Source organism: Sphingomonas sp. SORGH_AS_0789, from assembly GCF_031453055.1.
Lineage (GTDB): Bacteria > Pseudomonadota > Alphaproteobacteria > Sphingomonadales > Sphingomonadaceae > Sphingomonas.
On sequence record NZ_JAVIYV010000001.1, the window covers coordinates 1954290 to 1979713 of the forward strand.

Here is a 25424-nt window from a genome sequence, read left to right on the forward strand (position 1 = left end):
GAGGCCTCCCCCGAGGCGGCACGGGCGCGCCATCAGCGTCTTGGAAACTGGACCCCGGCCTTCGCCGGGGAACAGGCGACACGGACCAATGACATAAAAGGAGAGGTAACCCCGTGTTCCAGAAAATCCTGATCGCCAATCGCGGGGAAATCGCGTGCCGGGTGATCCGCACCGCGAGGGCCATGGGCATCGCCACGGTCGCGGTCTATTCCGACGCCGATGCGGGCGCACCCCATGTCCGGCTGGCCGATGAATCGGTGCGCCTCGGCCCCGCACCCGCCGCCGAGAGCTATCTCAAGGCCGAGCTGATCCTCGCCGCCGCCAAGGCGACGGGCGCGGATGCCATCCATCCCGGTTACGGCTTCCTGTCCGAGCGCGAGAGCTTCGCGCGCGCCTGTGCCGAGGCGGGCGTCGCGTTCATCGGCCCGCCGCCGAACGCCATTGCCGCGATGGGCGACAAGATCGAGTCGAAGAAGCTGGCCAAGGCGGCGGGCGTCAATGTCGTCCCCGGCTATCTGGGCGAGATCGCCGATACCGAGGAGGCGGTGCGCATCGCCACCGACATCGGCTTTCCGGTCATGATGAAGGCGTCGGCCGGTGGCGGCGGCAAGGGCATGCGGCTCGCCTGGTCCGAGGCGGACGTGCGCGAGGGCTTCGAGGCGACCAAGCGCGAAGGGCTCGCCAGCTTCGGCGACGACCGCGTCTTCATCGAGAAGTTCATCGAGTCCCCCCGCCATATCGAGATCCAGGTGCTGGGCGACCAGCACGGCAATATCGTCTATCTCGGCGAGCGCGAATGCTCGGTCCAGCGCCGCCACCAGAAGGTGGTAGAGGAGGCCCCGTCGCCCTTCGTCACCCCCGAAATGCGCCGGGCGATGGGCGAGCAGGCGGTCGCGCTGGCCCGGGCGGTGGGCTATCATTCGGCCGGGACCGTCGAGCTGATCGTGTCGGGCGCCGATCCGACGGGCGAGAGCTTCTACTTCCTCGAGATGAACACCCGGCTCCAGGTCGAGCATCCCGTCACGGAAGAGATCACCGGCCTCGATCTGGTCGAGCAGATGATCCGCGTCGCGGCAGGTGAGCCGCTGGCGTTCGGCCAGGACGATGTGACGCTGACCGGCTGGGCGATCGAGAACCGGGTCTATGCCGAGGACCCGTATCGCGGCTTCCTGCCCTCGACCGGGCGGCTGGTCCGCTACAACCCGCCCGCCGAGCAGGCCGATGACGACGTCCGCGTGCGCGTCGATGACGGCGTCGCCGAGGGCGGCGAGGTCAGCATGTTCTATGATCCGATGATCGCCAAGCTCGTCACCTGGGCCCCCACCCGCGAGGCCGCGATCGACGCGCAGATCGCCGCGCTCGATGCGTTCGAGATCGTCGGGCCGGGGACGAACATCGACTTCGTCTCTGCGCTGATGCAGCATCCGCGTTTCCGTGCGGGCGCGCTCACCACCGGCTTCATCGCCGAGGAATATCCCGAGGGCTTCCACGGCGCACCCGCAAGCGCGGAGCTGACCCGCACGCTTGCCGCCATCGCCGCCTTCGCCGCCACCGCCGAGGCGGACCGGGCCCGGCGGATCGACGGCCAGCTCGGCCACCGGCTGCAACCGCCCGCCGACTGGACGGTGCGGATCGGGGGCAAGGACCATGCGGTCAACGTCTCGACCGATGGGATCAGCGTCGACGGCGCGGAGCTCGACCTCGCCATCGCCTATACGCCCGGCGACCGGATGATCGCGGTCGAGGACGAAGCGGGCGAAACCCTCCACGTCCGCATCGCCAGGACCCGCACCGGCTTTCGCCTGACGACGCGCGGGGCGAGCCACACCATCCGCGTCCTGCCCGCCCGCGCGGCGCCTTACGCCCGGCACCTGATCGAGAAGGTCCCGCCCGACCTGTCCAGGTTCCTGATCGCGCCGATGCCGGGCCTGCTCGTCCGCCTCGACGTGGCCGAGGGCGACAGGGTCGAGGCGGGCCAGCCGCTGGCGGTGGTCGAGGCGATGAAGATGGAAAACATCCTGCGCGCCGCCAAGACCGGCACCGTCAAGACCATCTCCGCCAGGACCGGCGACAGCCTGGCGGTGGATGCGGTCATCCTCGAACTGGAATGATGCCGGGGGCGTCGCCGTCGACGCCCCCGATCGTCACGCCGCGACCGCCTGGCGCGGGGCGTTTGCGATGCGGTCCTGCGCGATGGCGCGGGCGGCATGATGCGGGGTGGCGCCGTCGCGCGCCGCGCGGGCCAGCGTCTCCTCCATCCGCAGCGCGATGCCCTGTACCCGCTTGCGCACGTCGGGCGCGCGCCAGCCGAGATATTCGCCCGCGACATTGATGATCCCCCCGGCATTGACCAGGAAGTCGGGGGCATAGAGGATGTCGCGCTCGGCCAGTCGGTCGGCCATGTCCTCGCTGGCCAGCTGGTTGTTCGCCGCGCCGCACACCACGCTGGCGCGCAGACCCGCCACGGTTTCGGCATCGAGCACCGCCCCCAGTGCGCAAGGCGCCAGCACATCGACCCGCGCGGACAGCAGCGCGCGGCTGCTCATCACCATCGCGCCGAAGCGATCGGCGGCGCGCGCCGCCACCTCGCTGCGCGGTTCGGCGACGATCAGCCGCGCACCCATTTCATGCAGCAATTCGCACAGCGCATAGCCGACATGCCCCAGCCCCTGCACCGCGACGGTCACGTCGGATAGCTCGGCGCCCAGCCGGTGCCGGACCGCGACCTGCATCGCCTGTGCGACGCCCAGCGCGGTCCAGGGCGAGGGATCGCCGCCCGGCCGCCCGCCGCTTGCGGGAAGCCCGGCGACATGGTGCGTTTCCCGGGCGACCATGCCCATATCCTCGACCGAGGTGCCGACATCCTCGGCGGTGACATAGCGTCCCTTCAACTCGCGCACCGTCCGTCCAAAGGCGCGGAACAGCGCCGCCCGGTCGAAATCGCCCTGCGGCAACCGGATGACGGCCTTGCCTCCGCCAAAGGGCAGGTCGGCCAGCGCATTCTTCAGCGCCATTCCTTCGGCCAGGCGCAGCGCATCGACGGTCGCCGCGCGGTCGCTAGCATAATGCCAGGCGCGGCATCCGCCCGCCGCCGGGCCCAGCGCGGTCGAATGGAGGACGATGACCCCGCTCGCCCCCGTGTCGGCGTCGTGGAACGACACCACCTCTTCGGGGGGCAGGCTGTGGGCGTCTGGTGCGGTGCGCGACATGTTGGTCTTCCCTTGATCTGTTGAAAGCAATCTAGCGGCCCCGGCCGAGTGTTTCTGGTCCATCTTGGGGGCTTCGACGCGAAAGATCGGTTGAATTGACCCGATAAGGCGATTTATCGGAATGGTTATGCCGCACGACCTCGATATCTGGGAACGCCGCATCCTCGCCTTGCTTCAGGAGGATGCCAGCCTGTCCACCGCCGCCATCGCCGAGGCGGTCGGCCTGTCGGCCTCGCCCTGCTGGCGCCGGATCGACCGGCTGGAGCGGGATGGGATCATCAAGCGGCGCGTCGCGCTGGTCGACCGGACGAAGGTCGGGCTGAAGGCGCAGATCTTCGCGCAGGTGAAGCTCAATGCGCATGGCCGCGCCAATCTGGACGAATTCACCGCCGCGATCCGCGAAGTGCCCGAGGTGATGGAATGCCATGTGCTGATGGGGTCGGTCGACTTCATGCTGCGCATCGTGGCGGCCGATATCGAATCCTATGAACGGCTGTTCTTCGAGCGGCTGTCGAACCTGCCGGGGGTGCAGGAAATCAACTCCACCGTCGCGCTGTCGGAGATCAAGTCGACCACCTCGCTGCCGATCGGGCCCGGATCGTAACGACGCTTGCCCGGCACGCGCGGTCCCGATACCGCCCGGCCACGACAGGCGGCGGAGACGATATGGCGCGGACGCAGGGCTTGGGGAGGATTCGGATCGGCCTGTTCCTGCTGGTCTGGCTGAGCGGTGCCTGGTTCGGGTCGTGGGAGTTCAATCCCAACAACGCGACCCGGCTGTTCGCCGCGATCCGCATGGTCGAGAACGGCACCGCGAGCATCGATCCCTTCGCGCCGCTGACCATCGACAAGGCGCAGTTCGGCAACCATGCCTATCTCGACAAGGCGCCGGGTATGACCCTGATGGCCTTGCCCGCCGTGGCGATCACCGACCTCGTTACCGGCGACCGCGCGGGGCGGCATATACCAAGCTCGGTCGACCCCGGCTTCGTCGCCTATCTGAAGCTGCGTACGCGGGTGGCGGCGGCGACCGGATCGGCGCTGCTGACCGCCATCGCGGCGGTGCTGCTGTTCGATCTGGCGCTGACGCTGACCGGCGGCGCGGGGGCGGCGCTGTTCGCGGCGCTGGGCTATGCGCTGGGGACGCCGATCTGGGGCTATTCCACCACCTTGCTGGGCCATGCGGCGGTCGCGGCGTTGTTCGTCATCGCTTTAGTGGGCGTCGCGCGTGGCGGCGGACGGTGGATGGCGGTGGCGGGGCTGGCGCTCGGCTGGGCGGTGGTGGTCGAGTATCAGGCGGTGCTGGCGGGATCGGTCATCGGGCTGTGGGCGGCGTGGAAGTATCGCGCGACGCCCAAGGCGCTGCTGCCGCTGATCGTCTCGGGAGTGGCGGGGCTGTTGCCGCTCGCCGCCTATAATTTCTTCGCCTTCGGGACGCTGTTCCGCATCGGCTATTCGGGCGTGGTCGGGTTCGAGGGGATGGACCAGGGGCTGTTCGGGCTGACCGTGCCGCGCGTGGCGGTGCTGCGCGCAATTCTGGTCGGGCCGACGCGCGGGCTGTTCTGGGTGGCGCCGGTGCTGCTGGTCGCGCCGGTCGGCCTGTGGCGGCTGGGGGAGGCGCGGGCGACGCGCGGGATCGCGCTGGCGGCGGCCGGGGTGGCGGTCGTCGCGCTGCTGGTCAACGCGGCCTATGTCTATTGGGACGGCGGCAATGCCACCGGGCCGCGCCATGCGATGCCGCTGGCGGGCGTGGCGGCGCTGGGGCTGGCGCCGGTCTGGACGATGGCGCGGGCTGGGTGGCAGCGTGTCGGGCTGGCGATGCTGCTGCTCGGTTCGGTCGCGATCAACCTGACCATCGCGGCGGCGGAGATCTTCGCGCCGCCCGGCTATCGCTGGGCCTGGTGGCAGGCGGTGATCCAGCTGCGGTTCCGCTTCGGCGATCTGCGCACCATCCCCTCCGAATGGTGGGGATGGACAAGCTGGAACGGCCTTTATCTATGGGCGGCGATCGCGATCCCGCTCGCCCTGTGGCTGGTTCAGTCCTGCGCGCGCTTCAGCCCGCGCACCCGGTGCCAGACATAGAAGCCGACCAGCAGGACCAGCACGATCCCGATCGCCAGATCGGCCCGGTGGAAGAACGCCTTCACGCGCGGGTCCGAATCCCATTTCTCGCCCAGCTCGCGCCCGACGATCGCCAGGACCAGGCAGAAGGGCCAGCTGCCGAGAAAGGTATAGAGGTGGAACGGCACCAGCGGCATCCGCGCCACCCCCGCCGGAAAGGCGATGAAGGTGCGGATCACCGGCAACAGCCGCCCGATCATCACCGCGATCGAGCCGTATCGCGCGAAGAACCGGTCCGCCGCATCCAGCTCGCCCGGCCCGATCAGCAGGTATTTGCCCCAGCGCTCGGCGACCGGCCGCCCGCCGCGCTTGCCGATCTCATAGGCGACGATCGAACCCAGATTGCACCCCAGCGCCCCCGCCGTCGCGGCGAGATAGAGATTGAACTGGCCGGTCGACACCAGATAGCCGGCAAAGGGCATGATGATCTCGGAGGGCAGCGGAATGCACGCGCTCTCGATCGCCATCAGCAGCATGATGCCCAGATAGCCGCCCGACGAGATGACCCAGATGGCGAAGCTCGCCAGTGCGGAAAGAAGTTGTTCGACCATGGGGCCAGCGACTTGCGCGATTGGCGGGGCAGGGTCAATCGGAACCGCATGGGCGTGCGGCCGGTTTGGGACGCATGACGATGTTGACCCTGAACGACGATCGCACCATGCCGCAAATCGGGCTGGGCACCTATCAGATTCCGGATTCGCAGGTCGCGCTGGTGGTGCGGCGCGGGCTCGATACCGGCTATCGTCTGGTCGACACCGCCGCCCTTTATGGCAATGAGCGCGGCGTGGGCGACGGCCTTCGCGATGCGGACGTGTTCCTGACCACCAAGCTGTGGAACGACCGCCACCGCGATGCCGAAGCGGCGCTGGACGAGAGCCTGGCGCTGCTCGGCGTCGAGGCGGTCGACCTCTATCTGATCCACTGGCCGGTCCCCGCCGAGGACGCCTATGTCGAGGCATGGCAAAGCCTGATCGCGCTTCGCGAGGCGGGCAAGGCCAGGTCGATCGGCGTGTCGAACTTCCTGCCCGAGCATCTCGACCGCATCATCGCGGCGACGGGCGTGGTGCCCGCAGTCAACCAGATCGAGCTCCACCCCCGCTTCCAGCAGCGCGAGGCGCGCGCCTATCATCAGGCCAAGGGCATCGTGACCCAGAGCTGGAGCCCGCTGGGGCAGGGCGGCGAACTGCTGAAGACGCCCGAGATCGTTGCCATTGCGGACAAGCATGGCCGCTCGGCGGCGCAGGTGGTGCTCGCCTGGCATCTGGCGCATGGCCTGTCGGTGATCCCCAAGGCGGCGGATGCGGCGCATATGGCGGACAATTTCGCCGCGACCGAACTGACGCTGGACGACGAGGACATGGCCGCGATCGATGCACTGGACGATGCCGAGGGGCGGATCGGGCCGGACCCGCGGGAGATGTAGCAGCGGCCGCCGCATGGGAATGGTCAGCTTGGATCGAACAGCCTGCCCATAGCCGTGCGGTCATCCTCGAGAAGCCAACTCGCATGGGTTGATTGCAACCTGCTCAGCTTTACGGCGTCGCACGCCATGACGTCCATGCCGCGATCATCATAAATATGGAGCATCGTACCTGCATCGGGATCGAGCAGGAATGCAACGACCGGCGCACTAGGCGATATTGGCATTTCCGCCGCGATGCCGTGCCAGATCAGGCAGTCGCGTGCGATCCTGTCGTCGCCCAACCGACAACCGCGAAGGGTCCAGCAATAGGCGTCATCAGAATCGTCCGGATAGATTATGCTCTGCCACTCGCTCATGTAGGCCGCCGAAAACCCGCTTGCCTGCAAACGCGAAAAACCGTCCTCGCGCCATTCGTCGTGCAAGTCTTCCGGTTGTGTCGAACCCTTGATCGAGGCGACCACCGCGTGGCAGCCGTTTGGGAAAAGCACGTCGGCAATCGCTGTGGCACGATGGAGTGCCTGGAGGAAGCGGGGGATCGGGTAATGGTCGGCACCCCATATGTCCCCGCCCAGCTCGAAACGCAGTCGCGCTTCGTGATCGGTAAAACGTCTCGTCCAGAGGAACGACCAAAGCTGTTCGAGCGATGAAGACGCCATCCGTTCCTCTATCATCAGGGAGCATGGGTGGCACGCTATTCTGACCTAGGCAATGGCCCCTGCCGCCAGCCTCAGATCCTCCACGAACCGCGCATATTCGACCTCCTTCGCCGCCGGATCGGGCAAGCGGAGCAGATAGCTGGGATGGACGGTGATGAACGCGGTTCCGCCATCGGGCAGGGTCAGCGCCTTGCCCCGTTCGCGTCCGATCGTCATCGCCTTGCCGAACAGCGAGCGTGCCGCCGTCGCGCCCAGCGCGACCGTCACCTGCGGCTGGATCAGCAGGCGTTCCTGCTCGACCCACCAGCGGCACGCTTGGATTTCCCCCGCATCGGGCGAGGTGTGGATACGCCGCTTGCCGCGCGGCTCGAATTTGAAATGCTTGACCGCGTTGGTGACATAGGCCCGCGTGCGGTCGATCCCCGCCTCCGCCACCGCGCGGTCGAAGACCTGTCCGGCAGGACCGACAAAGGGGCGGCCCGCCAGGTCCTCCTGATCGCCCGGCTGTTCGCCGACGAACATCAGGGGCGCGTCCACCGGACCTTCGCCGAACACCGTCTGGGTGGCGGGGACGTAAAGCGGACAGCGGGTACAGCCCATCGCCTCATCGCGCAGCGCCGCCCAGGCCGCCTGCGCATTGCCGCCGCGTCCGGTCCGTACATCCACCCTGGCGGTGTCGATCATGCCCGTCTCCCGTGCCTGCGCGCCTGCGATCAGTTGCGGGACCAACGCGGTTTCCGGCATGTTTTTCCAGTATTTGCGCGGCATCTCCTTCAACATCGCGCCGATCTTCACGCGCGCGGGGTTGAAGATGCTGGCATAATAGGTCTTCCACACCGCCTCGGTCGGATCGCCCTCGGGCGCGTCGGCCTTGCTGGCGCCCGGCCCTTCCGAAAGCGTCTTGCCGTCCCAGTGGAGCGACACCTCCGGCGTCAGGATCGACCAGCGCATCGTCGTGAAGCGGTTGACGAAGAAGGCCGCATTGGCGCGCACGATATGATGCTCGGGCTCGAACCAGGCGACATAGCGCGGGCCGTCGTCATCCTCGGTCTCGCGAAAGCGCAGGAAGGCGCGCATCTTGTGGATGTCGCGCCGCACCGCCTTGGCGAGCCGGTCGAGCCTGCGGACTAGCGGATCGGCCTGGTCCTCGATCAGCCGGGGTTGCCGCCGCAGCCGGTCGAGCGCGGTGTGGAGCAGCGCGAAACGCTCCGGATCGTTCGACAGGATGACGCTGCGCGCGAGGTCGATGAAGCCGCGCGCGACCGTGAAGCGCGGCGCGGGGCTGGTCGGCCTCTCCTCCGCAACGGCGCCGAACAGGTCGGCGGTCTGCTCGCCGACCTGCCAGACGACCTGATCGGGCGGCACGGCGTCGGCGATCAACCCACGCGCCGCGTCCCGCCACGCGTCGAAATCATCGGGGGCAGAAAGGGTTATGATGCGCATCGCGCGTCAATCCGCCCCGTGGCGGGGAGGATGAAGGTCGCTCCCGATCAATCGCGCTCGTCTCCGCCCGGCGGATTGGCCTTGGCCTCCTTCGCCTCGATGGGTTTGCGCTCCTCGTAGATTTCGGCGAGCTTCTTCTCGGTCGCGTCGTCCAGTTCCTCTTCGGCGGCCGGGAACATCTCTTCCTCTTCCTCGTCGATATGATGCTCATAGCGATGGCGCATGTGGAAGAATTTGGACTCCCACTCGTCCGAGGCGAAGTCGAGGTCCATCATCTCGCCGAGCAGATCGTCGATCTCCTTATGCTCGGACACCGAATGGCGGGCATCGTCGCGCAGCTCGGGTTCGCCCAGCATGGTGGCATAGAGCGACTCCTCCTCGGCGGCGGCGTGGCTCTGGATCTCGATGCGGAACGCCTCGAACAGCTTCTTGCGCTTGGCTCCGTCGCCCTTCAGCTCGGCGAGTTCCTTGAGCATTTCCCGCTGCTTGTCGTGGTCGCGCTTCAGATCGGCATAGATGTCGGCGGTGGCCATGGCCTTGTCTCCTTCGCGCGACCAACGGCGAAGCGCGACGCGCGTTTCACCCGCGAATCACTCTCACTCAGCCGAAGAGTTCGAGCTGCTTGCCGCGCGGCTTGACCAGCGGCTTCAGGTCCGCCCGCTCGGCCAGCGCAACCGGGCGCCAGTCCTCGGCGATCAGGAAGGGGCGCAGCTTGGCGATCGAGACGGTCAGCCGCCCGACATCCTCCAGCCGCAGCCTGCGCCATTGGCGGGTGGCGATGATCCGGTCCACCGCCTTCACCCCCAGCCCCGGCACGCGCAGCAGCATCTCGCGCGGGGCGCGGTTCACATCGACCGGGAAATGCTGGCGGAATTTGAGCGCCCAGGCGAGCTTGGGATCGATGTCCAGCGGCAGCATGCCCGTCGCCTCGTCGGCGGCGGCGGCCACCTCATGGGGGCGATAGTCGTAGAAGCGCATCAGCCAGTCGGACTGGTATAGCCGGTGCTCGCGCATCAGCGGCGGGCGCTGGAGCGGCAGGACGGCCGAGGCGTCGGGGATCGGGCTGAACGCCGAATAATAGACGCGGCGCAGCCGGAAGCGGTCGTAGAGCGTCGCCGCGCGCCCGACGATGTCGCGGTCGGTGGCGGCATCGGCGCCGACGATCATCTGCGTCGACTGGCCGGCGGGCGCGAAGCCGGGGGCGGACTTATAGCGTTTGGAGGCGTCCGCCCGATCCTCGATCGCGGTCTTCACATCGGCCATCGCGCCTTCGATCCGAGCAGCATCCTTTTCGGGTGCGAGGCGGCGGAGCCCGCCCACGGTCGGCAGCTCGACATTAATCGATACGCGGTCGGCATGGACCCCCGCCAGCCGCACCAGTTCGGGATCGGCGTCGGGAATGGTCTTCAGATGGATATAGCCGCGAAAGCCATGATCTTCGCGCAGGCTCCGCGCGACCTCGACGATCTGCTCCATCGTGTAGTCGGACGATTTGATGATGCCCGACGAGAGGAACAGCCCCTCGATATAATTGCGCCGGTAGAAGGCGAGGGTGAGGTTCACCACCTCCTGCGCGGTGAACCGCGCGCGGCGGACATTGGAGGATTTGCGGTTGATGCAATAATGGCAGTCGAAGATGCAGCTGTTGGTCAGCAGGATCTTGAGCAGCGAGATGCACCGGCCATCGGGCGCATAGGCATGGCAGATGCCCATGCCCTCGGTCGAGCCGATCCCCTTGCCGTCGCGACTGTTGCGCTTGGACGTGCCCGACGAGGCGCAGGAGGCATCGTATTTCGCGGCATCCGCCAGGATCGCCAGCTTCTCACGGGTGTCGAGTTGCGCCATGTGTTCGATATATGTTCGCCCGCGCGGCACGACAAGCGGAACCGGGCCGGTCATCGACCGTACAGCCCGTCTGATCCAGATTGGCCGGATCGAGGGGAGACGGACGATGCGAAGGATCATGATCGCGCTGACTTTGACGGGCATCGCCAGTCCGGCGATGGCGCAGGTGACGGCAGCAGCGGCTCTCCAGTCGGCCATCCGGACCGATTATTGCGCGCGGTTAAAGGCGGAGCAGCGGCGGCGGAACCAGGGTGATGTGTCGTCAATGAATGTCTGTCCCCAGGTCAAGAATCTGACAATATTGCTGGGATCGACCAATGGCCGCGCGATCGACCGGATCGGGCTGATCGCCGACCCCTATGTCGCGGGCTCCTATGCCGAGCGGGCTTATGAAGTGACGTTGCCGGTAACGCGCGCGATCCTCGCGGCGGTGAAGCCGGAATATCGCGGGGCTTTGCCGTTTGGCTGTAACCAGGCGCCAAGCTGAAAGCATTGGCGCTCCTGCCCCTGCCGTCCCTATGATCTCGCAAGGACGTCAGTGAGGCTCGGAGTCGCAATGGCAGGGAATGTGGAGAATCACTGGCCGGGCCAATGCCATTGTGGGGCGGTCCGTTTCGAGGCGAAGCTCAGTGATGGCTTCAACACCGTCCGCCGCTGCACCTGTTCTTATTGCCGGATGCGCGGTGCCGTTGTCGTTTCCGCCGAAATGGGCGGTGTCACGATCGTTCAAGGCAGAGAATGGCTTACCAGCTATCGCTTCAACACGCGGACGGCCGAGCATTTCTTCTGCTCGATATGCGGCATCTACACGCATCACCAGCGGCGATCCAACCCGAACCAATATGGTGTGAACGTCGCTTGTCTGGAGGGTGTGTCCCCGTTCGACTTTGGCGAGGTGCCGGTCAATGACGGCGTCAACCATCCCAGCGATACCCATGCTCCCGCCCGGCAGGCCGGGGTGCTCCGATTCATTCCCGTGGAACAGGCTGAGGAGCGGTCATGAACCGAGATGGGGGCTAGGATAACATGCGGATGAATCAGGTAACGGTCGGGGCGACCGATTTCGACGCGAGCGTGCGTTTCTATTGTGCATTGGGGCTACGACTGATCGTATCGGCGCGGAGCGAATATGCCCGCTTCGAATTGCCAGAGGGCGAGGCAACCTTTTCGATCCATCTGCAAGACCATGTGTCGCCGGAGGGGCCGATCATCTATTTCGAGGTGGATGACGTGGACGCGACCGCCGCGCGGTTTAAGGCGCAGGGCGGCACGCTGGTATCGGAACCGCAGGATCAGCCTTGGCTCTGGCGAGAGGCGCGACTGCTCGATCCTTCCGGAAACCGGCTTTGCCTGTTCCATGCCGGTCCGAATCGCCGCAATCCGCCGTGGCGTATCGATACGGAGACGGGAATCCTGTGAGCCCTTCACAGGGCTGATACCCTGGTAAGGTATGTGGGAATTATGGGATCGGCCGCCCCGCCCGCCTTCAACCCTGTCGCCGCCTGCGTCCTTTGGTCATCGGGTCGGGCTTTTTGGGCGGTACCCAGCCTTCGGGGCGTTCGGGGCGGGACTGGCTGGTGCCCAGGCCCATCGCGCCGGGTTGCTGGCGGGTCAGGCCGCTGGTGTCGACGCTGATATCCTCCGCCCCGCCGCGCAGCAGGTTGATCCGGTCGCGAAGCGCCCGCGCCTCCTCGAAGTCGAGGCGTTCGGCGGCGGCGTCCATCTGGCGGCGGAGGTCTTCGATGCTTGGCCCGGTCATGACCCGATAAACGCGTCAGGCGGCGATGCGTGCCGCCTCGGTCTCGGCGATCCAGCCGCCGCCGAGCACCTGGTCGCCGTCGTACAACACCGCCGCCTGGCCCGGCGACACGCCATATTCGGGCGCGTCGAAGACCAGCCGGTCGCCGACCATGCGCGCGGGCACCGGCTTGGCCATCGAGCGGACCTTGGCGAAGAGCGGGCCGTCGAGCGGGCCGAGGATGTTCATCGCGCTCAGCCGCGCCGCCTCCACCGCCAGCGCCACGCGCGGGCCGACGACGACGCGCCGGGTGTCGGGCTCCAGCCGGACGACATAGAGCGGCTCGGGGCTGCCGCCGATCTCCAGCCCGCGCCGCTGGCCGACCGTATAGTGGATCAGGCCGCGATGCTCGCCCAGCTTGGTGCCCGACAGGTCGACGATGTCGCCGCGCGTATCGGCCTCGGGACGCAGCTTGCGGACCAGGCCCGCATAATCGCCATCGGGGACGAAGCAGATATCCTGGCTGTCGGGCTTGGCCGCGACGCCGAGGCCCAGTTCGGCCGCGATCTCGCGCACCCGCGACTTGGGCAGCGCGCCGAGCGGGAAGCGCAGGAAGTCAAGCTGGGCCTGGGTGGTGGCGAACAGGAAATAGCTCTGGTCGCGCGCCGGATCGGCCCCGCGATGCAGCTCCGCGCCGCTCGCGCCTTCGACCCGGCGGACATAATGGCCGGTCGCCAGGCAGTCGGCGCCCAGATCGCGCGCGAGGGCCAGCAGGTCGGTGAATTTCGGCCCCATATTGCACTGGACGCAAGGGATCGGGGTGCGCCCGGCCAGATATTCGTCGGCGAAGCGATCGACCACCTGGGTGCGGAAGCTGTTCTCATGGTCGAAGACGTAATGCGCGATGCCCAGCCGGTCGCACACCGCGCGCGCATCGCGGATGTCGCGGCCCGCGCAACAGGCCCCGGCGCGGCCGACCGCCTCGCCATGATCGTAGAGCTGGAGGGTGACGCCGATCGTCTCGGCCCCCGTGGCATGGGCCAGCGCGGCGACGACCGAACTGTCGACCCCGCCCGACATCGCCACCACGATCCGACGCGCCCGGGGATCGCCCCCAAGCTGGAAATCCACCATCTGCTCCATTGCGCTCCCATACGCCTTTCCGGCCGGGCATGCAAAAAATCGGGGCAGCCGATGGGGAAAGGGGTGACAGGGGCCTGAAAAACGGGGCCAATGCGATGGGCCTTTACCCGGCTTTCATACCCGTCCAGTAACAGGAGGGCCGACCCACAATATGGATGGCGCTTTTGGATCTCAGCTTCAACAGATTCGATCGGGATACCGAACTGACGGTGTTGCCGCCCGATCTGGCGGTGCTGATGGTCGGCGCGACCGCGCGGCAGGCGGCCAGTCATACGGCCGTGGTGCAGGCGGGCTTTACCCGCGAGTTGGTCGATCCGGCGCTGTTCGCCCCGCTGGACGGGGCGTTCAACGGGGCGATGGCACGGGCTCTTGCCGAATGGAGTCAGGGTAAATGAAGAATTAACCGGTTGGTTTTAAGCCGTGTTCAACGGCCTGTGTTACCCATTCCCTGGTAGACGATATGGGGTAGGGAGCCCCGACGAGGTTGCATGATGATCGAGAACCAGAAGATCCGCCCTGCCAAGGTAATCGGGCCGCTCGGCGAACCGCTGACGCTCGAAACCTTGCCGCCGGCCAGCACGACCCGCTGGGTGGTCCGCCGCAAGGCGGAGGTGGTGGCGGCCGTCAATGGCGGATTGCTGTCGGTCGATGAAGTGTGCGACCGCTATGGCCTGTCGGTCGAGGAATTTGCGGGATGGCAGCGCGCGATCGACCGGTCGGGCATGCCGGGCCTGCGCGTGACCCGCATCCAGCATTATCGCACCCTTTACGAGCGCCAGCAGAAATATTGACAAATCGATTTTTGCGTCGAGTTGATGATACGGGTACGGAACAAGTAACGCCATTCGCACGTCTAAACCCCGTGTCCCGCTTGCGGGCCCAACGGAGGGAAAGACAATGGGTATTATCCTGTGGCTTATCGTCGGTGGTGTCATCGGCTGGCTGGCCAGCATCATCATGCGTACCGATGCCCAGCAGGGCATCTTCCTGAACATCGTCGTCGGTGTGGTCGGTGCGTTCATCGGCGGCCTGATCTTTGCGGGCGGTTCGATCAACAATGCCGGACTGACGCTGACGTCGTTCCTGGTTTCGCTGCTGGGCGCCGTCGTCCTGCTGGCGATCGTGAACCTGGTTCGTCGCGGCCGGGTGCGTTAATCGCTCCCGACACAAGGCGAACGAAGGAATGGGCCGTCCGGGCGACCGGGCGGCCCTTCTCGTATCACAATATGTTTTTGCCGCCGGGATCGTCCCGGCCGCATGAGCGACGCCCCCAAGCCGATCGGCCATGGGGGCGTCGTCCGTTCAGTTCAGCAGGAAGCGGACCGAGACATTGACCGTCACGTCGCGCTCGCCGGGGGCGATGCTGGTCTTGGCCACCGCGTCGCGCGCCATCGCCTGCATCATCATCGGACGCTCGGGTCCGCCTGCATCCTGGCCATTCTCGGTGATCGACACGATCCGCGCGACCCGCAGCCCCGCCGCCTTGGCATAAAGCTCGGCCCGCGCACGGGCTTTCTGGATGGCATCGGTGCGCGCCTCGTTCAGCGCGGCATCGGGATTGTCGATCGACAGGTTGGGCCCATCAATCTGGTTGGCGCCCTGCGCGACCAGCGCATCGAGGACGCTGCCCGATTTGGCGATGTCGCGGAAACGGATGCTGAGCGTGTTGGTCGCCTGATAGCCGGTGATGGTCGGCGGGACATTCTCGCCATAGCGATATTGCGGCTGCAACTGCACGGTCGCGGTCTGGATGTCGCGATCGGCGACCCCGGCGCGCTTCACCGCCGCCAGTACGCGCGCTATGCGCTGCGCATTGTCGGACAGCGCGGCGGCGGCGGTCGCGCCCTGGCTGACCACGCCCGCGCGGATCGTCGCCAGGTCGGGGACCCGGCTCGTCCGCCCCTCGGCCGAGACGTCGAGGACCGCGCCCGCCGCCGGGACGAGCGGCTCGACCGTGGTCGGCACGGGCGCGCTCTGGGCCCAGGCGGCCCCCGGAATCAGCGCGGCGGGCGCCAGTGCGGCGGCAAGCAGAATTTTGTTCATCATCATCTCCCGTTGATGCAGTTTGAAGCTGGCAAAGCTTTGGCGAAGCTCGGCAAAACGTGCGATGAACGCGCCGGAATCATTCTTGAGCCATCTTGATCCAGTATCGCGCAAAGACGCTTGAGCATGGTGCTATATTTCTATAACACAGCGGGTCATGGCGCATCCCAAGGGTGAAATGCGCACGAAGGATGCGGATCGGGGATCGGTGACGAACATGAATTACGAGACGGGGGCGATCGGTGGCGGCCGGCATCTGGGGCTGGAGGGACCGGCGCCCGCGCGGCGTGGGCGCTGGATCGCCATCGCCCTGGTGGTGATCGTGCTGGCGCTGGGCGGCTGGTACATGCTCGGCGGCAAGAAGCATGAGGCGGCCTCCGCCGCCGGTGCGGGCACGCAGGTGCCCAACATCACCGTCGTCGTGCCGGGGCAGCAGGCGGTCAGCCGGGTGGTCTCGGCCACCGGCACGCTGGCCGCGCGTCGTGAGATGCCGGTCGGTGTCGCGGGCGAGGGGGGCATGATCACCCGCGTCCTGGTCGAACCGGGCCAGTGGGTCCGCGCGGGCCAGGTGCTGGCGACCGTCGATCGCTCGGTCCAGACCCAGACCGCCTCGGCGCTGAACGCGCAGGTCGCGGTCGCCCAGTCGGATCAGCAGATCGCGCAGGCCGAGCTGGACCGTGCGCAGCAGCTGGTCGATCGCGGCTTCATCTCCAAAGCCGATCTCCAGCGCCGCGCCGCCACCCGCGACGCCGCCGCCGCGCGCGTCCGCGCCGCGCAGGCGACCTTCCGCGAGGCGCAGGCGCGCAACGGCCGCCTCGACATCCGTGCGCCCGCCGAAGGGCTGATCCTGACCCGCGCCGCCGAGCCGGGCCAGATCGTCAGTTCGGGCTCGGGCGTCCTCTTCCGCATGGCGATGGGCGGGCAGATGGAGCTGCGCGCGCAGCTGGCGGAGGCCGATCTGGTCGGCCTGGCCGTCGGGGCGCCCGCCACCGTCACCCCGGTCGGCGGCGACAAGACCTTCAAGGGCGAGGTGTGGCAGGTGTCGCCGGTCATCGATCCGCAGACGCGGCAGGGCGTGGCGCGCATCGCGCTGGCCTATGACCCCGCGCTGCGTCCCGGCGGCTTTGCGGCGGCGACGATCCGCGGCGGCGCGGGCCATGCCCCCGTCCTGCCGGACTCGGCGATCCAGAGCGACGACAAGGGCAGCTTCGTGTATATCGTGGGGTCGGACAACAAGGTCGCCCGGCGCGACATCAAGATCGGGCAGGTGTCCGACGACGGCGTCACCATCGCCTCGGGCCTGACCGGCAATGAGCGGGTGGTCCGCTCGGCGGGCGGCTTCCTGGCGGCGGGCCAGCTCGTCCATCCGATCCTCGGCGGCCCGGAGGCCAAGTGACATGAGTTTCCGCAACATCTCCGCCTGGGCGATCCGGAACCCCGTTCCGCCGATCGTCCTGTTCGTCGCACTGACGCTGGCGGGGATCGTCAGCTTCATGCGGATGGACGTGAACAATGACCCCGACATCGATTTCCCGATCGTCGTGGTTGTCGTCAGCCAGCCGGGTGCGGCGCCGACCGAGCTGGAGACCCAGGTCACCCAGCGGGTCGAGGCGGCGTTGCGGAACCTCCAGGGCGTCGACCAGATCACCTCGACCGTGACCGAGGGCCAGTCGCAGACCCTGGTCCAGCTCGATATCGGCACGCCGATCGACCGCGCGGTCAGCGATGCGCGCGACGCGATCACCCAGATCCGCTCGATGCTGCCCGACGGCATCCTCGAGCCGCAGGTGATCCGCGTCGATTCGACCGATAACGACCTGGCTAGCTATTCGGCGGTCGCGTCCAACATGACGCCCGAACAGCTCAGCTGGTATATCGACAACAATGTCACCAAGGAGCTGCTGTCGGTTCCGGGCCTGTCCAAGGTCATCCGCAACGGCGGCGTGACGCGCGAGATCCGCGTGATCCTCGACCCGCTCAAGCTCCAGGCGCAGGGGCTGACCGCCAGCGAGGTCAACGCACAGCTGCGCATGACCAACCTGAACGCCGCCGGTGGTCGCGCCGAGATCGCCGGGACCGAGCAAGCGGTCCGCGTGCTGGGCAATGCGCGCAACGCCTATGACCTGGGCCAGAGCCAGATCAATGTGCGCGGCGGCCGCACCGTGCGGCTGGCCGACATCGCGACGGTGCGCGACCTTTATGCCGAGCGGCGCTCGCAGGCGGCGGTCGACGGGCGGCAGGTCATCAGCTTCGACTTCCAACGCGCCAAGGGCGCCTCGGACGTCAGCGTCTATAATGGCGCGGTCGAGAAGCTGAAGGCGCTGGAAAAGCGCAATCCGGAGGTGAAGTTCGTCCTCCGCTCGAACAGCGTGAAATATACCGAGCAGCAATATGAAAGCGCCATCCATGCGATGATCGAGGGCGCGGTGCTGGCGGTGATCGTCGTGTTCCTGTTCCTGCGCGACTGGCGCGCGACGGTGATCTCGGCGCTGGCGATCCCGCTGTCGGCGATCCCGACCTTCTGGGTCATGGACCTGCTGGACTTCACGCTGAACCAGATGACGCTGCTGGCGCTCAGCCTGGTGGCGGGCGTGCTGGTCGACGATGCGATCGTGGAGATCGAGAATATCGTGCGCCACATGCGCATGGGCAAATCCGCCTATCAGGCGTCGATCGACGCGGCGGACGAGATCGGCCTGGCCGTGCTGGGCACCACCATGGCGATCGTCGCGGTGTTCCTGCCGGTGTCGATCATGCCGGGCGTACCGGGCCAGTATTTCAAGAATTTCGGCCTGACCGTCGTCGTCTCGGTCCTTATGAGCTTGGCGGTGGCGCGCATGATCACCCCGATGATCGCGGCCTATTTCCTGAAGTCGGCGGGCCATGCCAGCCATGGCGAGGGGCGGCTGATGGACGCCTATATGGCGACGCTGCGCTGGTCGCTGCGCTATGACCGGCCGACCGACGGCGTGCGGCGCGGGGTGGTGCGGCGTTTCTTCGGGCGGTTCCGCGACCATCGCCTGTGGGTGATCGGCATCGGCTTTGCCGCCTTCGCGCTGACCGTCGTGATGTTCGCGGTCATCCCCAAGACCTTCCAGCCGCCGCAGGACAATGACCAGGCGGTCGCCAAGGTCGAGATGGTGCCGGGCACGACGCTGGCCCAGACCGACCAGGTCGTCCGCCGCGTCGCCGCGTTCCTGAAGAAGCAGCCCGATGTCGAATCGGTCTATTCGCGCACCAGCGTCGGCAATGGCCGCGTGGTCGCGACACTGAAGGAGGATCGCTCGATGAAGAGCACCGACTTCGAGCGGTCGCTGGCGCCCGAGCTGGCGGCGATCCCCGATGCGCGGGTGTCCTTCCAGTCGCAGTTCGGCTGGGGATCGAGCGGCCGCGACCTGACCATCACGCTGGGCGGCGACGATCCGGCGGTGCTGCGCGATACCGCCAACAAGATCGTCGAGCAGATGGGGACCGTCCCCGGCCTGGTCGCGCCGCGCATCGTCGGCAATCTCGACCGGCCCGAAATCGTCATCCGCCCGCGCCTCGACCTCGCGGCCAATCTGGGCGTGACGACCCAGGCGCTGTCGAGCGCGATCCGCATCGCGACGCTGGGCGATATCGACCAGAATTCGGCCCGCTTCTCGCTGTCCGATCGTCAGGTGCCGATCCGCGTCGCGCTGGACCAGAATGCCCGCGCCCGCCTGTCGACCATCCAGAACCTGCCGGTCCAGACCCAGACCGGCGGCTCGGTGCCTTTGAGCGTCGTGGCGGACATCGGCCTGGGCGCGGGGCCGACCCAGATCGACCGCGTGAACCAGCGACGGCAGATCACGGTCGGCGCCGACCTGGCCAAGGGCGTCATCAGCGGCGACGCGATGAAGAAGGTCCACGACCTGCCCATCATGAAGACCCTGCCCATGGGGGTCAGCGAGATGGTGCTGGGCCAGGCCAAGATGCAGAACGAGATGATGACCAATTTCTTCACGGCCATCATCTCGGCGGTGTTCATGGTCTTTGCGGTGCTGGTGCTGCTCTATCGCCGCTTCCTGCCGCCCTTCGTCAACATGGCCTCGTTGCTGCTGGCGCCACTGGGCGGGTTGCTGGCGCTGTACTTCACCGGCAATCCGCTCTCGCTGCCGGTCTATATCGGCCTGTTGATGCTGCTCGGCATCGTCGCGAAGAACTCGATCCTGCTGATCGACTTCGCGCTGGAGGAGATCGCCAAGGGCGTGCCGATCCGCGAGGCGGTGCTGGATGCGGGCCACAAGCGCGCCCAGCCGATCGTGATGACCACGGTGGCGATGGTCGCGGGCATGGTCCCGACCGCGCTGTCGCTGGGCGGCGACGGATCGTGGCGCAGCCCGATGGGCGTGACGGTGATCGGCGGGCTGGCCCTGTCGACCATCCTGACCCTGTTGATCGTGCCCGCGGCGTTCAGCCTGGCGGTGGGGGCGGAGCGCTGGATCGGGCCGCGCCTCGGTCGGCGGCTGCTGACCTACACCCCGGGCGACGAGCGAGGCGGGCCGGTGATCGAGGGGCCTGCGGGCGGCCCCGCGCTGCCCCCTGCGACGGGCAAGCTGGGCTATGATCCGGCGGAGTGACGCGGTGAATTGCTCCCCTTGCAGGGGAGCAATGGGTGGTTTCGTTACGCTTGGGAAAGATTCCGCTTGAACAAAGCCGCCGTTCACGAATTGTCATGATCGATGGACCTGAACGCGCGACCGGGGGGTAGCCAGCCCGTTCCGCCCGCCCTGCGAAAGATGCGGGTGGTGGCGACCGGATTGTTGCTGTCGATGGCGGCGCTGTTCCTGATCGCGCGCACCTTTCAGCCGCTGCATCCCGCCTGGGGCTTCGTTCGCGCCTTTGCCGAGGCGGCGATGGTCGGCGGGCTGGCCGACTGGTTCGCGGTGACGGCACTGTTCCGCCACCCGCTCGGCCTGCCCATCCCGCATACCGCGATCGTACCGCGCAACAAGGATCGGATCGGCGACACGCTCGCCAATTTCCTGCGCGCCAATTTCCTGATCCCCCGCGTCGTCGCGCGCCGGATGAGCCGCGTCGACGTGGCGGGCGCGGCGGGGCGCTGGCTGGCGCAGCCGCCGCAGGAAAGCGGGCGGATCCGGCGTGGGGCCTCGCGCCTGTTCGCCGAAATGCTGACCGCCTTCGATCCGCAGCGGCTGGGCGGCATGGTCAAGGCGGGGATCGGATCGCGGCTGCGCGCGACCGAGGTGGCGCCGATCCTGGGCCAGTTGCTGAAGGCGACGATCGCCGAGGGGCGGCATTTGCCGCTGATGGACTCGGGCCTGCGCTGGGCGGCGGGCGCGCTGGAGGCGAACGAGCCGATCCTGCGCGCGATGGTGCATGAGCGGGCGGGGGCGATCCTGCGCTGGACAGGGCTGGACGAGACGCTGGCCGACAAGCTGATCGACGGGCTGTACAAGCTGCTGAACGACGTCGCCGAGGATCGCGAGCATCCGCTGCGCCAGAAGATCGAGGAGGGGCTCGACCGCCTCGCCTGGGACCTGCAATATGACCCCGACACACGCGCGCGGGTCGAGGCGATGAAAGCCGAGCTGATCGCCAATCCGGCGATGCAGCGCTGGCTGGACGGGCTGTGGGAACAGGCGCGCGAGGCGTTGCTGCGGCTGGCGCGCGATCCGGAGGCGGTGACGGCGGGGCGGCTGGGCGATGCGCTGCGGCAATTGGGGCAGACCTTGCAGGCCGATCCCCGGCTGGCGGCGACGATCAACCGCTTCGTCCGGCGCGCGGCGGTGGGCGTGGCGGCCGATTACGGCGACGGGATCGTCCGGCTGGTGTCGGAGACGGTGCGCGGATGGGATGCCGACACGATCACCACCCGGCTGGAAAATGCGGTCGGCCGCGACCTGCAATATATCCGGATCAACGGCACGCTGGTCGGCGGCAGCGTCGGCCTGGTCCTTCATGTCGTGGACAGGCTGCTTTGAAAACGTCACCTATCCGTATAATTAAGGCGCGGGATCGATTCGTCGCGAGGCGGAAGCGCCTTGTCGATGCCCCCGCTTTCCCGCAAAGAGGCAGGTGATGGACGCCAAGGCCGATTATCAGCACGACCCGGCCGACGGAGGGGCCCTGCGCTTCACCGGCAGCCTGTCGCTGGCGATGCTGGGCGACCTGCCCGAACGGCTGGATCGCGAGGACGCCTCGGTCCGCCGCCTCGACCTGTCACGGGTGGACCGGATCGACACGGTGGGCGCGTGGCTGGTCCACCGCTTCGCCGCGCGCAACGACGCCCGGATCGAGGGGCTGAGCGACGACCAGCGCCACCTGATCGACAAGGTGGTCGAGGCGGACCAGCCGGTGGCGATGCGGCCCAAGCCGATCAGCCCCTTTGCGCGCGTCGCGGGCGAGGTCGGCGATGCGGTGGTGGCGGCGTTCCAGACGCTGTACGGCCTGCTCGGCTTCATGGGCGCGACGGTGATCGCGGGGCTGGCGGTGATCCGCCATCCGCGCCGCTTCCGCTTCAACGCGGTGGTGCACGAGTTCGAGACGGTCGGCGTCTCGGCGCTGGCGATTATCGGCCTGATGAGCTTCCTGATCGGCATCGTCATCGCGCAGCAGGGGGCGGTGCAGCTTCGCCAGTTCGGCGCGGAGGTCTTCACGATCAACCTGGTCGGCCGCCTCACCTTGCGCGAGCTGGGCGTGCTGATGACCGCGATCATGGTCGCAGGAAGGTCGGGCTCGGCCTTCGCCGCGCAGATCGGCACGATGAAGCTGACCGAGGAGATCGATGCGATGCGGGTCATCGGCGTGTCGCCGATGGAATCGCTGGTCGTGCCGCGCGCCCTGGCGGCGATCACCCTGATGCCGCTGCTCGGTTTCTATGCCTCGCTGATCGCGATGATCGGCGGCTGTTTCCTGGCGGCGGTGTCGCTGGGCATCCCGCCCGTCACCTTCATCGCGCGCATCCGCGAAGTGGTGCCGATCACCGACCTGTATGTCGGGCTGATCAAGGCCCCCGTCTTCGGGGCGATCATCGCGATCGCGGGCTGTTTCCAGGGGATGCAGGTCAAGTCGGATGCCGAGCAGGTCGGCCTGCGCACCACCGCGGCGGTGGTGCAGGCGATCTTCCTGGTGATCGTGCTCGACGCGTTCTTCGCGGTCTTCTTCACCTGGATCGGATGGGACTGATGGCCGAACGGGACGAGCATCTGATCCAGGTCCGGGGCCTGCGCAACAGCTTCGGCGAGCAGGTCATCCATGACGGCCTGGACCTGGACGTCCGCAAGGGCGAGATTCTGGGCGTGGTTGGCGGGTCGGGCACCGGCAAGTCGGTGCTGATGCGCTCGATCATCGGGCTCCAGACCCCCGATACCGGCGAGATCACCGTGTTCGGCGAACCCACCATCGGACGCGAGGCGACCGAGGCGACCGAGGTCCGCAAGCGCTGGGGCGTGCTGTTCCAGGGGGGGGCGCTGTTCTCGACGCTGACCGTGGCGGAGAATGTCGCGGTGCCGTTGCGCGAATTCTATCGCGAGCTGCCCCAGGCGCTGATGGACGAGATCGCCTCCTACAAGGTGGTGATGACCGGCCTGCCCGCCGATGCGGGGCCTAAATATCCCGCCGAGCTGTCGGGCGGCATGAAGAAGCGGGCCGGGCTGGCGCGCGCGCTGGCGCTCGACCCCGAGCTGCTGTTCCTCGACGAGCCGACGGCGGGCCTCGACCCGATCGGCGCGGCGGCGTTCGACCAGTTGATCAAGTCGCTCCAGAAGACGCTGGGGCTGACCGTCTTTCTCATCACCCATGACCTCGACACCCTCTATGCCATTTGCGACCGCGTGGCGGTGCTGGCGGACAAGAAGGTCATCGCGGTCGGCACGATCGACGAACTGATCGCGCTCGACCATCCGTGGATCGAGGAATATTTCAAGGGGCCGCGCGGCCGCGCCGCCATCGCCGCCAAGGACGAGATCGCCGACATGACGCCCCGTTCGGCGGATGCGGACGCCGCACGCCACCCCACCGAAGTCGAAGCCCACGCCACCGGCCAGCATAGCCAGGGCAGTGGGGCCGATGCCCATGCGAGAGGCGAAGCAGGGACACGCTGATGGAAACCCGTTCGAACCACGTCCTTGTCGGCTCTGTCGTGCTGATCCTGCTCGCAGTGCTGGCGATCTTCACCGTCTGGATCGCCCGGCTGGGCGGCACGTCGGAGAAGGAATATGACATCTTCTTCCGCCAGTCGGTGGACGGCCTGGCCAAGGGCTCGGCGGTCACCTATTCGGGCGTGCCCTCGGGCCAGGTGAAGGAAATCGCGCTGTGGCGGCCCGATCCGCAATTCGTGCGGGTGCGGGTCGCGGTCAACGACCAGACGCCGATCCTGCAGGGGACGACCGCGTCGATCTCGGCCAGCTTCACCGGCACCAGCACCATCTCGCTCGATGGCGCGCGCAAGGGCGCACCGCCGATCACCTGCCCGACGCCCGAAAACCGGACCGTCTGCCCCTATGACGTGCCGGTCATCCCGACCAAGCAGGGCGGCATCGGCGCGATCCTGAACTCCGCGCCGCAGCTGCTGGAGCGGCTGTCGACGCTGACCGAGCGGCTGACCGGCCTCTTGTCGGATCGGAACCAGGCGTCGATCGCGGGCATCCTCGACAATACCAACCGCCTGACCGATGCATTGGCCGATCGCGGGCCGGAGATCGCGGCGACGCTGGCGCAGACCCGCGTGGCGATCCAGCAGGCGGGCGATGCGGCGCAGTCGATCGGTCAGCTGGCGGCGACGACCAACGGCCTGCTCGCCGAGGACGTCAAGCCGACCATGGTCAATCTGAACAAGGCGATCGCGTCGGCCCAGAAGAGCGCCGATACGCTGAATTCGGCGATCGGCGATGCGCGGCCGGGCCTGCAGACCTTCTCGAAGCAGACCGTGCCCGAGGTCGATCGTCTGGTGCGCGACCTGCGCGTGATGACCCAGTCGCTGTCGGCGGTCGCCGAAAAGGTCGACCAGCAGGGCGCAGGGTCGCTGATCGGGCAGCCCCAGCTGCCGGACTATAAGGGCAAGTGAGGAAGCCGATGAGGACCGTCATGAAGACTCCGCTGATCGTTCTGATGGCATCGCTTCCCCTGGCGGGCTGCATCAGCTTCGGCGCCAAGCCGCCGCCCTCGCTGCTGACCCTGCAGGCGCAGTCGCAGCCGACCGTGGGACAGACGCAGGATTCGGGGCGCGGCAAGTCGATCACCATCCAGGTGCCGGCCGCGCCGCAGGAACTCGCGACCCCGCGGGTGCCGGTGCAGGAGAATGCGACCAGCATCGCCTATGTGAAGGATGCGCAATGGGCCGAGCCGCCCGCGCGGCTGTTCGCGCGGCTGATGGCCGATACGCTGACCGCGCGGATGGGCCGCGTGGTGCTGTCGGCGCGTGAGTCGGTGGCCGATCCCGGCGATCGGCTGGGCGGGGAATTGCGCCAGTTCGGCCTGGACGCGACCCGGCGCGATGCCGTGGTGGTCTATGACGCCGCGCTGGTCCGCGACGGCCAGACCACGGTCGAAAAGCGCCGGTTCGAGGCGCGCGTTCCGGTCGGCAAGATCGACAGCACCAGCGTCGGCCCCGCGCTGAACCAGGCCGCCAACCAGGTGGCGCAGCAGGTCGCCGACTGGGTGGGACGGTAATCCTCCCCGGCAAGGGAGGATATTGCAGGACAACCGCAGCCCTCCGGCCCTGTAGGCAAGAGCCCATGGACTTGGGGTGGACCCACCCCTCTCCTTCGGGGGAGGGTGACGGCAATTTGTCGGCGCTGTAACATTTTGCGACATAATCG

At 67.4% G+C, this 25424-nt stretch carries 26 protein-coding genes; 17 read left to right on the plus strand and 9 right to left on the minus strand.

Features of this window, described 5'->3' with window-relative positions; genetic code table 11:
- The first annotated feature begins 113 nt into the window (after positions 1 to 113).
- Entirely contained in the window at positions 114 to 2111 is a 1998-nt protein-coding gene (locus QE360_RS08980) for an acetyl/propionyl/methylcrotonyl-CoA carboxylase subunit alpha (protein ID WP_309700917.1), read from the plus strand.
- Positions 2112 to 2144: 33 nt separating this feature from the next.
- On the opposite strand, the gene QE360_RS08985 is transcribed toward QE360_RS08980, so the two are convergent.
- On the minus strand, positions 2145 to 3209 hold the full coding sequence (locus QE360_RS08985) for a Glu/Leu/Phe/Val dehydrogenase dimerization domain-containing protein (protein WP_309700919.1): 1065 nt from the start codon (positions 3207 to 3209) through the stop codon (positions 2145 to 2147).
- A gap of 127 nt (positions 3210 to 3336) precedes the next feature.
- Here QE360_RS08985 and QE360_RS08990 point away from each other — a divergent pair, with 127 nt between their 5' ends.
- Positions 3337 to 3813 (plus strand): Lrp/AsnC family transcriptional regulator, encoded by a 477-nt coding sequence (locus QE360_RS08990; protein ID WP_309704116.1) that lies wholly within the window; start codon positions 3337 to 3339, stop codon positions 3811 to 3813.
- 62 nt (positions 3814 to 3875) lie between these two features.
- Positions 3876 to 5291, plus strand: a complete 1416-nt coding sequence (locus QE360_RS08995) for a hypothetical protein (protein WP_309700921.1) — start codon at positions 3876 to 3878, stop codon at positions 5289 to 5291.
- On the opposite strand, the gene QE360_RS09000 is transcribed toward QE360_RS08995, so the two are convergent.
- On the minus strand, positions 5246 to 5881 hold the full coding sequence (locus QE360_RS09000) for a DedA family protein (protein WP_307100779.1): 636 nt from the start codon (positions 5879 to 5881) through the stop codon (positions 5246 to 5248). The genes QE360_RS08995 and QE360_RS09000 overlap by 46 nt on opposite strands.
- Positions 5882 to 5955: 74 nt before the next feature.
- On the opposite strand from QE360_RS09000, the gene QE360_RS09005 reads away from it, so the two are divergent.
- Positions 5956 to 6753: an aldo/keto reductase gene (locus QE360_RS09005; RefSeq protein WP_309700924.1), complete on the plus strand. Its 798-nt coding sequence runs from the start codon at positions 5956 to 5958 to the stop codon at positions 6751 to 6753.
- Between the two features lie 23 nt (positions 6754 to 6776).
- On the opposite strand, the gene QE360_RS09010 is transcribed toward QE360_RS09005, so the two are convergent.
- From QE360_RS09010 to QE360_RS09025, 4 genes are all read right to left on the minus strand, one after another.
- On the minus strand, positions 6777 to 7409 hold the full coding sequence (locus QE360_RS09010) for a DUF3885 domain-containing protein (protein WP_309700926.1): 633 nt from the start codon (positions 7407 to 7409) through the stop codon (positions 6777 to 6779).
- A gap of 45 nt (positions 7410 to 7454) precedes the next feature.
- Entirely contained in the window at positions 7455 to 8852 is a 1398-nt protein-coding gene (locus QE360_RS09015; protein ID WP_309700929.1) for a UdgX family uracil-DNA binding protein, read from the minus strand.
- Between the two features lie 47 nt (positions 8853 to 8899).
- Positions 8900 to 9385, minus strand: a complete 486-nt coding sequence (locus QE360_RS09020; protein ID WP_309700931.1) for a hemerythrin domain-containing protein — start codon at positions 9383 to 9385, stop codon at positions 8900 to 8902.
- 67 nt (positions 9386 to 9452) lie between these two features.
- A complete protein-coding gene (locus QE360_RS09025; RefSeq protein ID WP_307100769.1) occupies positions 9453 to 10697 on the minus strand; it encodes a putative DNA modification/repair radical SAM protein in 1245 nt (414 codons plus the stop codon).
- A 118-nt stretch (positions 10698 to 10815) separates the two neighbouring features.
- On the opposite strand from QE360_RS09025, the gene QE360_RS09030 reads away from it, so the two are divergent.
- From QE360_RS09030 to QE360_RS09040, 3 genes are all read left to right on the plus strand, one after another.
- Positions 10816 to 11184, plus strand: coding sequence for a hypothetical protein (locus QE360_RS09030; RefSeq protein ID WP_309700934.1), 369 nt, complete (start codon positions 10816 to 10818; stop codon positions 11182 to 11184).
- A 69-nt stretch (positions 11185 to 11253) separates the two neighbouring features.
- Positions 11254 to 11700 (plus strand): GFA family protein, encoded by a 447-nt coding sequence (locus QE360_RS09035; protein WP_309700936.1) that lies wholly within the window; start codon positions 11254 to 11256, stop codon positions 11698 to 11700.
- 29 nt (positions 11701 to 11729) lie between these two features.
- Entirely contained in the window at positions 11730 to 12116 is a 387-nt protein-coding gene (locus QE360_RS09040; protein WP_309700938.1) for a VOC family protein, read from the plus strand.
- A gap of 67 nt (positions 12117 to 12183) precedes the next feature.
- Here the strand turns inward: QE360_RS09040 and QE360_RS09045 are convergent, their stop codons facing one another.
- Both QE360_RS09045 and mnmA read right to left on the minus strand, forming a co-directional pair.
- On the minus strand, positions 12184 to 12456 hold the full coding sequence (locus QE360_RS09045) for a UvrB/UvrC motif-containing protein (protein ID WP_309700940.1): 273 nt from the start codon (positions 12454 to 12456) through the stop codon (positions 12184 to 12186).
- 15 nt (positions 12457 to 12471) lie between these two features.
- The gene (gene mnmA / locus QE360_RS09050; RefSeq protein ID WP_309704118.1) at positions 12472 to 13569 is read right to left on the minus strand and encodes a tRNA 2-thiouridine(34) synthase MnmA; all 1098 of its coding nucleotides are present in this window, start codon (positions 13567 to 13569) and stop codon (positions 12472 to 12474) included.
- 173 nt (positions 13570 to 13742) lie between these two features.
- On the opposite strand from mnmA, the gene QE360_RS09055 reads away from it, so the two are divergent.
- The 3 genes from QE360_RS09055 to QE360_RS09065 all read left to right on the plus strand — a co-directional run bounded on the left by QE360_RS09055 (position 13743) and on the right by QE360_RS09065 (position 14733).
- Positions 13743 to 13973 carry a hypothetical protein gene (locus QE360_RS09055; RefSeq protein WP_405052580.1) on the plus strand — a complete coding sequence of 77 codons (231 nt, stop codon included), beginning with the start codon at positions 13743 to 13745 and terminating at the stop codon, positions 13971 to 13973.
- 96 nt (positions 13974 to 14069) lie between these two features.
- Positions 14070 to 14369, plus strand: a complete 300-nt coding sequence (locus tag QE360_RS09060; RefSeq protein WP_307104629.1) for a DUF1153 domain-containing protein — start codon at positions 14070 to 14072, stop codon at positions 14367 to 14369.
- 106 nt (positions 14370 to 14475) lie between these two features.
- On the plus strand, positions 14476 to 14733 hold the full coding sequence (locus tag QE360_RS09065; protein ID WP_042483991.1) for a GlsB/YeaQ/YmgE family stress response membrane protein: 258 nt from the start codon (positions 14476 to 14478) through the stop codon (positions 14731 to 14733).
- A gap of 147 nt (positions 14734 to 14880) precedes the next feature.
- On the opposite strand, the gene QE360_RS09070 is transcribed toward QE360_RS09065, so the two are convergent.
- Entirely contained in the window at positions 14881 to 15624 is a 744-nt protein-coding gene (locus QE360_RS09070) for an SIMPL domain-containing protein (protein ID WP_309700944.1), read from the minus strand.
- A gap of 214 nt (positions 15625 to 15838) precedes the next feature.
- On the opposite strand from QE360_RS09070, the gene QE360_RS09075 reads away from it, so the two are divergent.
- The 7 genes from QE360_RS09075 to QE360_RS09105 all read left to right on the plus strand — a co-directional run bounded on the left by QE360_RS09075 (position 15839) and on the right by QE360_RS09105 (position 25275).
- On the plus strand, positions 15839 to 17017 hold the full coding sequence (locus tag QE360_RS09075) for an efflux RND transporter periplasmic adaptor subunit (protein WP_309704120.1): 1179 nt from the start codon (positions 15839 to 15841) through the stop codon (positions 17015 to 17017).
- A gap of 1 nt (position 17018) precedes the next feature.
- Positions 17019 to 20222 (plus strand): efflux RND transporter permease subunit, encoded by a 3204-nt coding sequence (locus QE360_RS09080; protein ID WP_309700946.1) that lies wholly within the window; start codon positions 17019 to 17021, stop codon positions 20220 to 20222.
- 159 nt (positions 20223 to 20381) lie between these two features.
- Complete coding sequence (locus QE360_RS09085) at positions 20382 to 21587, plus strand: DUF445 domain-containing protein (RefSeq protein WP_309704121.1); 1206 nt, start codon at positions 20382 to 20384, stop codon at positions 21585 to 21587.
- Between the two features lie 97 nt (positions 21588 to 21684).
- The gene (locus QE360_RS09090; protein WP_309700948.1) at positions 21685 to 22791 is read left to right on the plus strand and encodes an ABC transporter permease; all 1107 of its coding nucleotides are present in this window, start codon (positions 21685 to 21687) and stop codon (positions 22789 to 22791) included.
- Entirely contained in the window at positions 22791 to 23708 is a 918-nt protein-coding gene (locus QE360_RS09095; protein WP_307100756.1) for an ABC transporter ATP-binding protein, read from the plus strand. The genes QE360_RS09090 and QE360_RS09095 overlap by 1 nt, the downstream gene beginning before the upstream one ends.
- Positions 23708 to 24670: an MlaD family protein gene (locus QE360_RS09100; RefSeq protein ID WP_307100754.1), complete on the plus strand. Its 963-nt coding sequence runs from the start codon at positions 23708 to 23710 to the stop codon at positions 24668 to 24670. Before QE360_RS09095 ends, QE360_RS09100 begins: the two co-directional genes overlap by 1 nt.
- A 20-nt stretch (positions 24671 to 24690) precedes the next feature.
- Positions 24691 to 25275 (plus strand): ABC-type transport auxiliary lipoprotein family protein, encoded by a 585-nt coding sequence (locus QE360_RS09105; RefSeq protein ID WP_309700950.1) that lies wholly within the window; start codon positions 24691 to 24693, stop codon positions 25273 to 25275.
- Positions 25276 to 25424: the final 149 nt, after the last annotated feature.

Bases quoted from the DNA above. Each gene is read 5' to 3' on its own strand.
- QE360_RS09065 (WP_042483991.1), top strand. From the start codon at position 14,476: ATGGGTATTATCCTGTGGCTTATCGTCGGTGGTGTCATCGGCTGGCTG.
- QE360_RS09010 (WP_309700926.1), bottom strand. From the start codon at position 7,409: ATGGCGTCTTCATCGCTCGAACAGCTTTGGTCGTTCCTCTGGACGAGA.
- QE360_RS08995 (WP_309700921.1), top strand. From the start codon at position 3,876: ATGGCGCGGACGCAGGGCTTGGGGAGGATTCGGATCGGCCTGTTCCTG.
- QE360_RS09095 (WP_307100756.1), top strand. From the start codon at position 22,791: ATGGCCGAACGGGACGAGCATCTGATCCAGGTCCGGGGCCTGCGCAAC.
- QE360_RS09035 (WP_309700936.1), top strand. From the start codon at position 11,254: ATGGCAGGGAATGTGGAGAATCACTGGCCGGGCCAATGCCATTGTGGG.
- QE360_RS09045 (WP_309700940.1), bottom strand. From the start codon at position 12,456: ATGACCGGGCCAAGCATCGAAGACCTCCGCCGCCAGATGGACGCCGCC.
- QE360_RS09015 (WP_309700929.1), bottom strand. From the start codon at position 8,852: ATGCGCATCATAACCCTTTCTGCCCCCGATGATTTCGACGCGTGGCGG.
- QE360_RS09080 (WP_309700946.1), top strand. From the start codon at position 17,019: ATGAGTTTCCGCAACATCTCCGCCTGGGCGATCCGGAACCCCGTTCCG.
- mnmA (WP_309704118.1), bottom strand. From the start codon at position 13,569: ATGGTGGATTTCCAGCTTGGGGGCGATCCCCGGGCGCGTCGGATCGTG.
- QE360_RS09020 (WP_309700931.1), bottom strand. From the start codon at position 9,385: ATGGCCACCGCCGACATCTATGCCGATCTGAAGCGCGACCACGACAAG.
- QE360_RS09030 (WP_309700934.1), top strand. From the start codon at position 10,816: ATGATCGCGCTGACTTTGACGGGCATCGCCAGTCCGGCGATGGCGCAG.
- QE360_RS09090 (WP_309700948.1), top strand. From the start codon at position 21,685: ATGGACGCCAAGGCCGATTATCAGCACGACCCGGCCGACGGAGGGGCC.
- QE360_RS09060 (WP_307104629.1), top strand. From the start codon at position 14,070: ATGATCGAGAACCAGAAGATCCGCCCTGCCAAGGTAATCGGGCCGCTC.
- QE360_RS09105 (WP_309700950.1), top strand. From the start codon at position 24,691: ATGAAGACTCCGCTGATCGTTCTGATGGCATCGCTTCCCCTGGCGGGC.
- QE360_RS09000 (WP_307100779.1), bottom strand. From the start codon at position 5,881: ATGGTCGAACAACTTCTTTCCGCACTGGCGAGCTTCGCCATCTGGGTC.
- QE360_RS09025 (WP_307100769.1), bottom strand. From the start codon at position 10,697: ATGGCGCAACTCGACACCCGTGAGAAGCTGGCGATCCTGGCGGATGCC.
- QE360_RS08985 (WP_309700919.1), bottom strand. From the start codon at position 3,209: ATGTCGCGCACCGCACCAGACGCCCACAGCCTGCCCCCCGAAGAGGTG.
- QE360_RS09085 (WP_309704121.1), top strand. From the start codon at position 20,382: ATGCGGGTGGTGGCGACCGGATTGTTGCTGTCGATGGCGGCGCTGTTC.
- QE360_RS09040 (WP_309700938.1), top strand. From the start codon at position 11,730: ATGAATCAGGTAACGGTCGGGGCGACCGATTTCGACGCGAGCGTGCGT.
- QE360_RS09005 (WP_309700924.1), top strand. From the start codon at position 5,956: ATGACGATGTTGACCCTGAACGACGATCGCACCATGCCGCAAATCGGG.
- QE360_RS09100 (WP_307100754.1), top strand. From the start codon at position 23,708: ATGGAAACCCGTTCGAACCACGTCCTTGTCGGCTCTGTCGTGCTGATC.
- QE360_RS08990 (WP_309704116.1), top strand. From the start codon at position 3,337: ATGCCGCACGACCTCGATATCTGGGAACGCCGCATCCTCGCCTTGCTT.
- QE360_RS09075 (WP_309704120.1), top strand. From the start codon at position 15,839: ATGAATTACGAGACGGGGGCGATCGGTGGCGGCCGGCATCTGGGGCTG.
- QE360_RS09070 (WP_309700944.1), bottom strand. From the start codon at position 15,624: ATGATGAACAAAATTCTGCTTGCCGCCGCACTGGCGCCCGCCGCGCTG.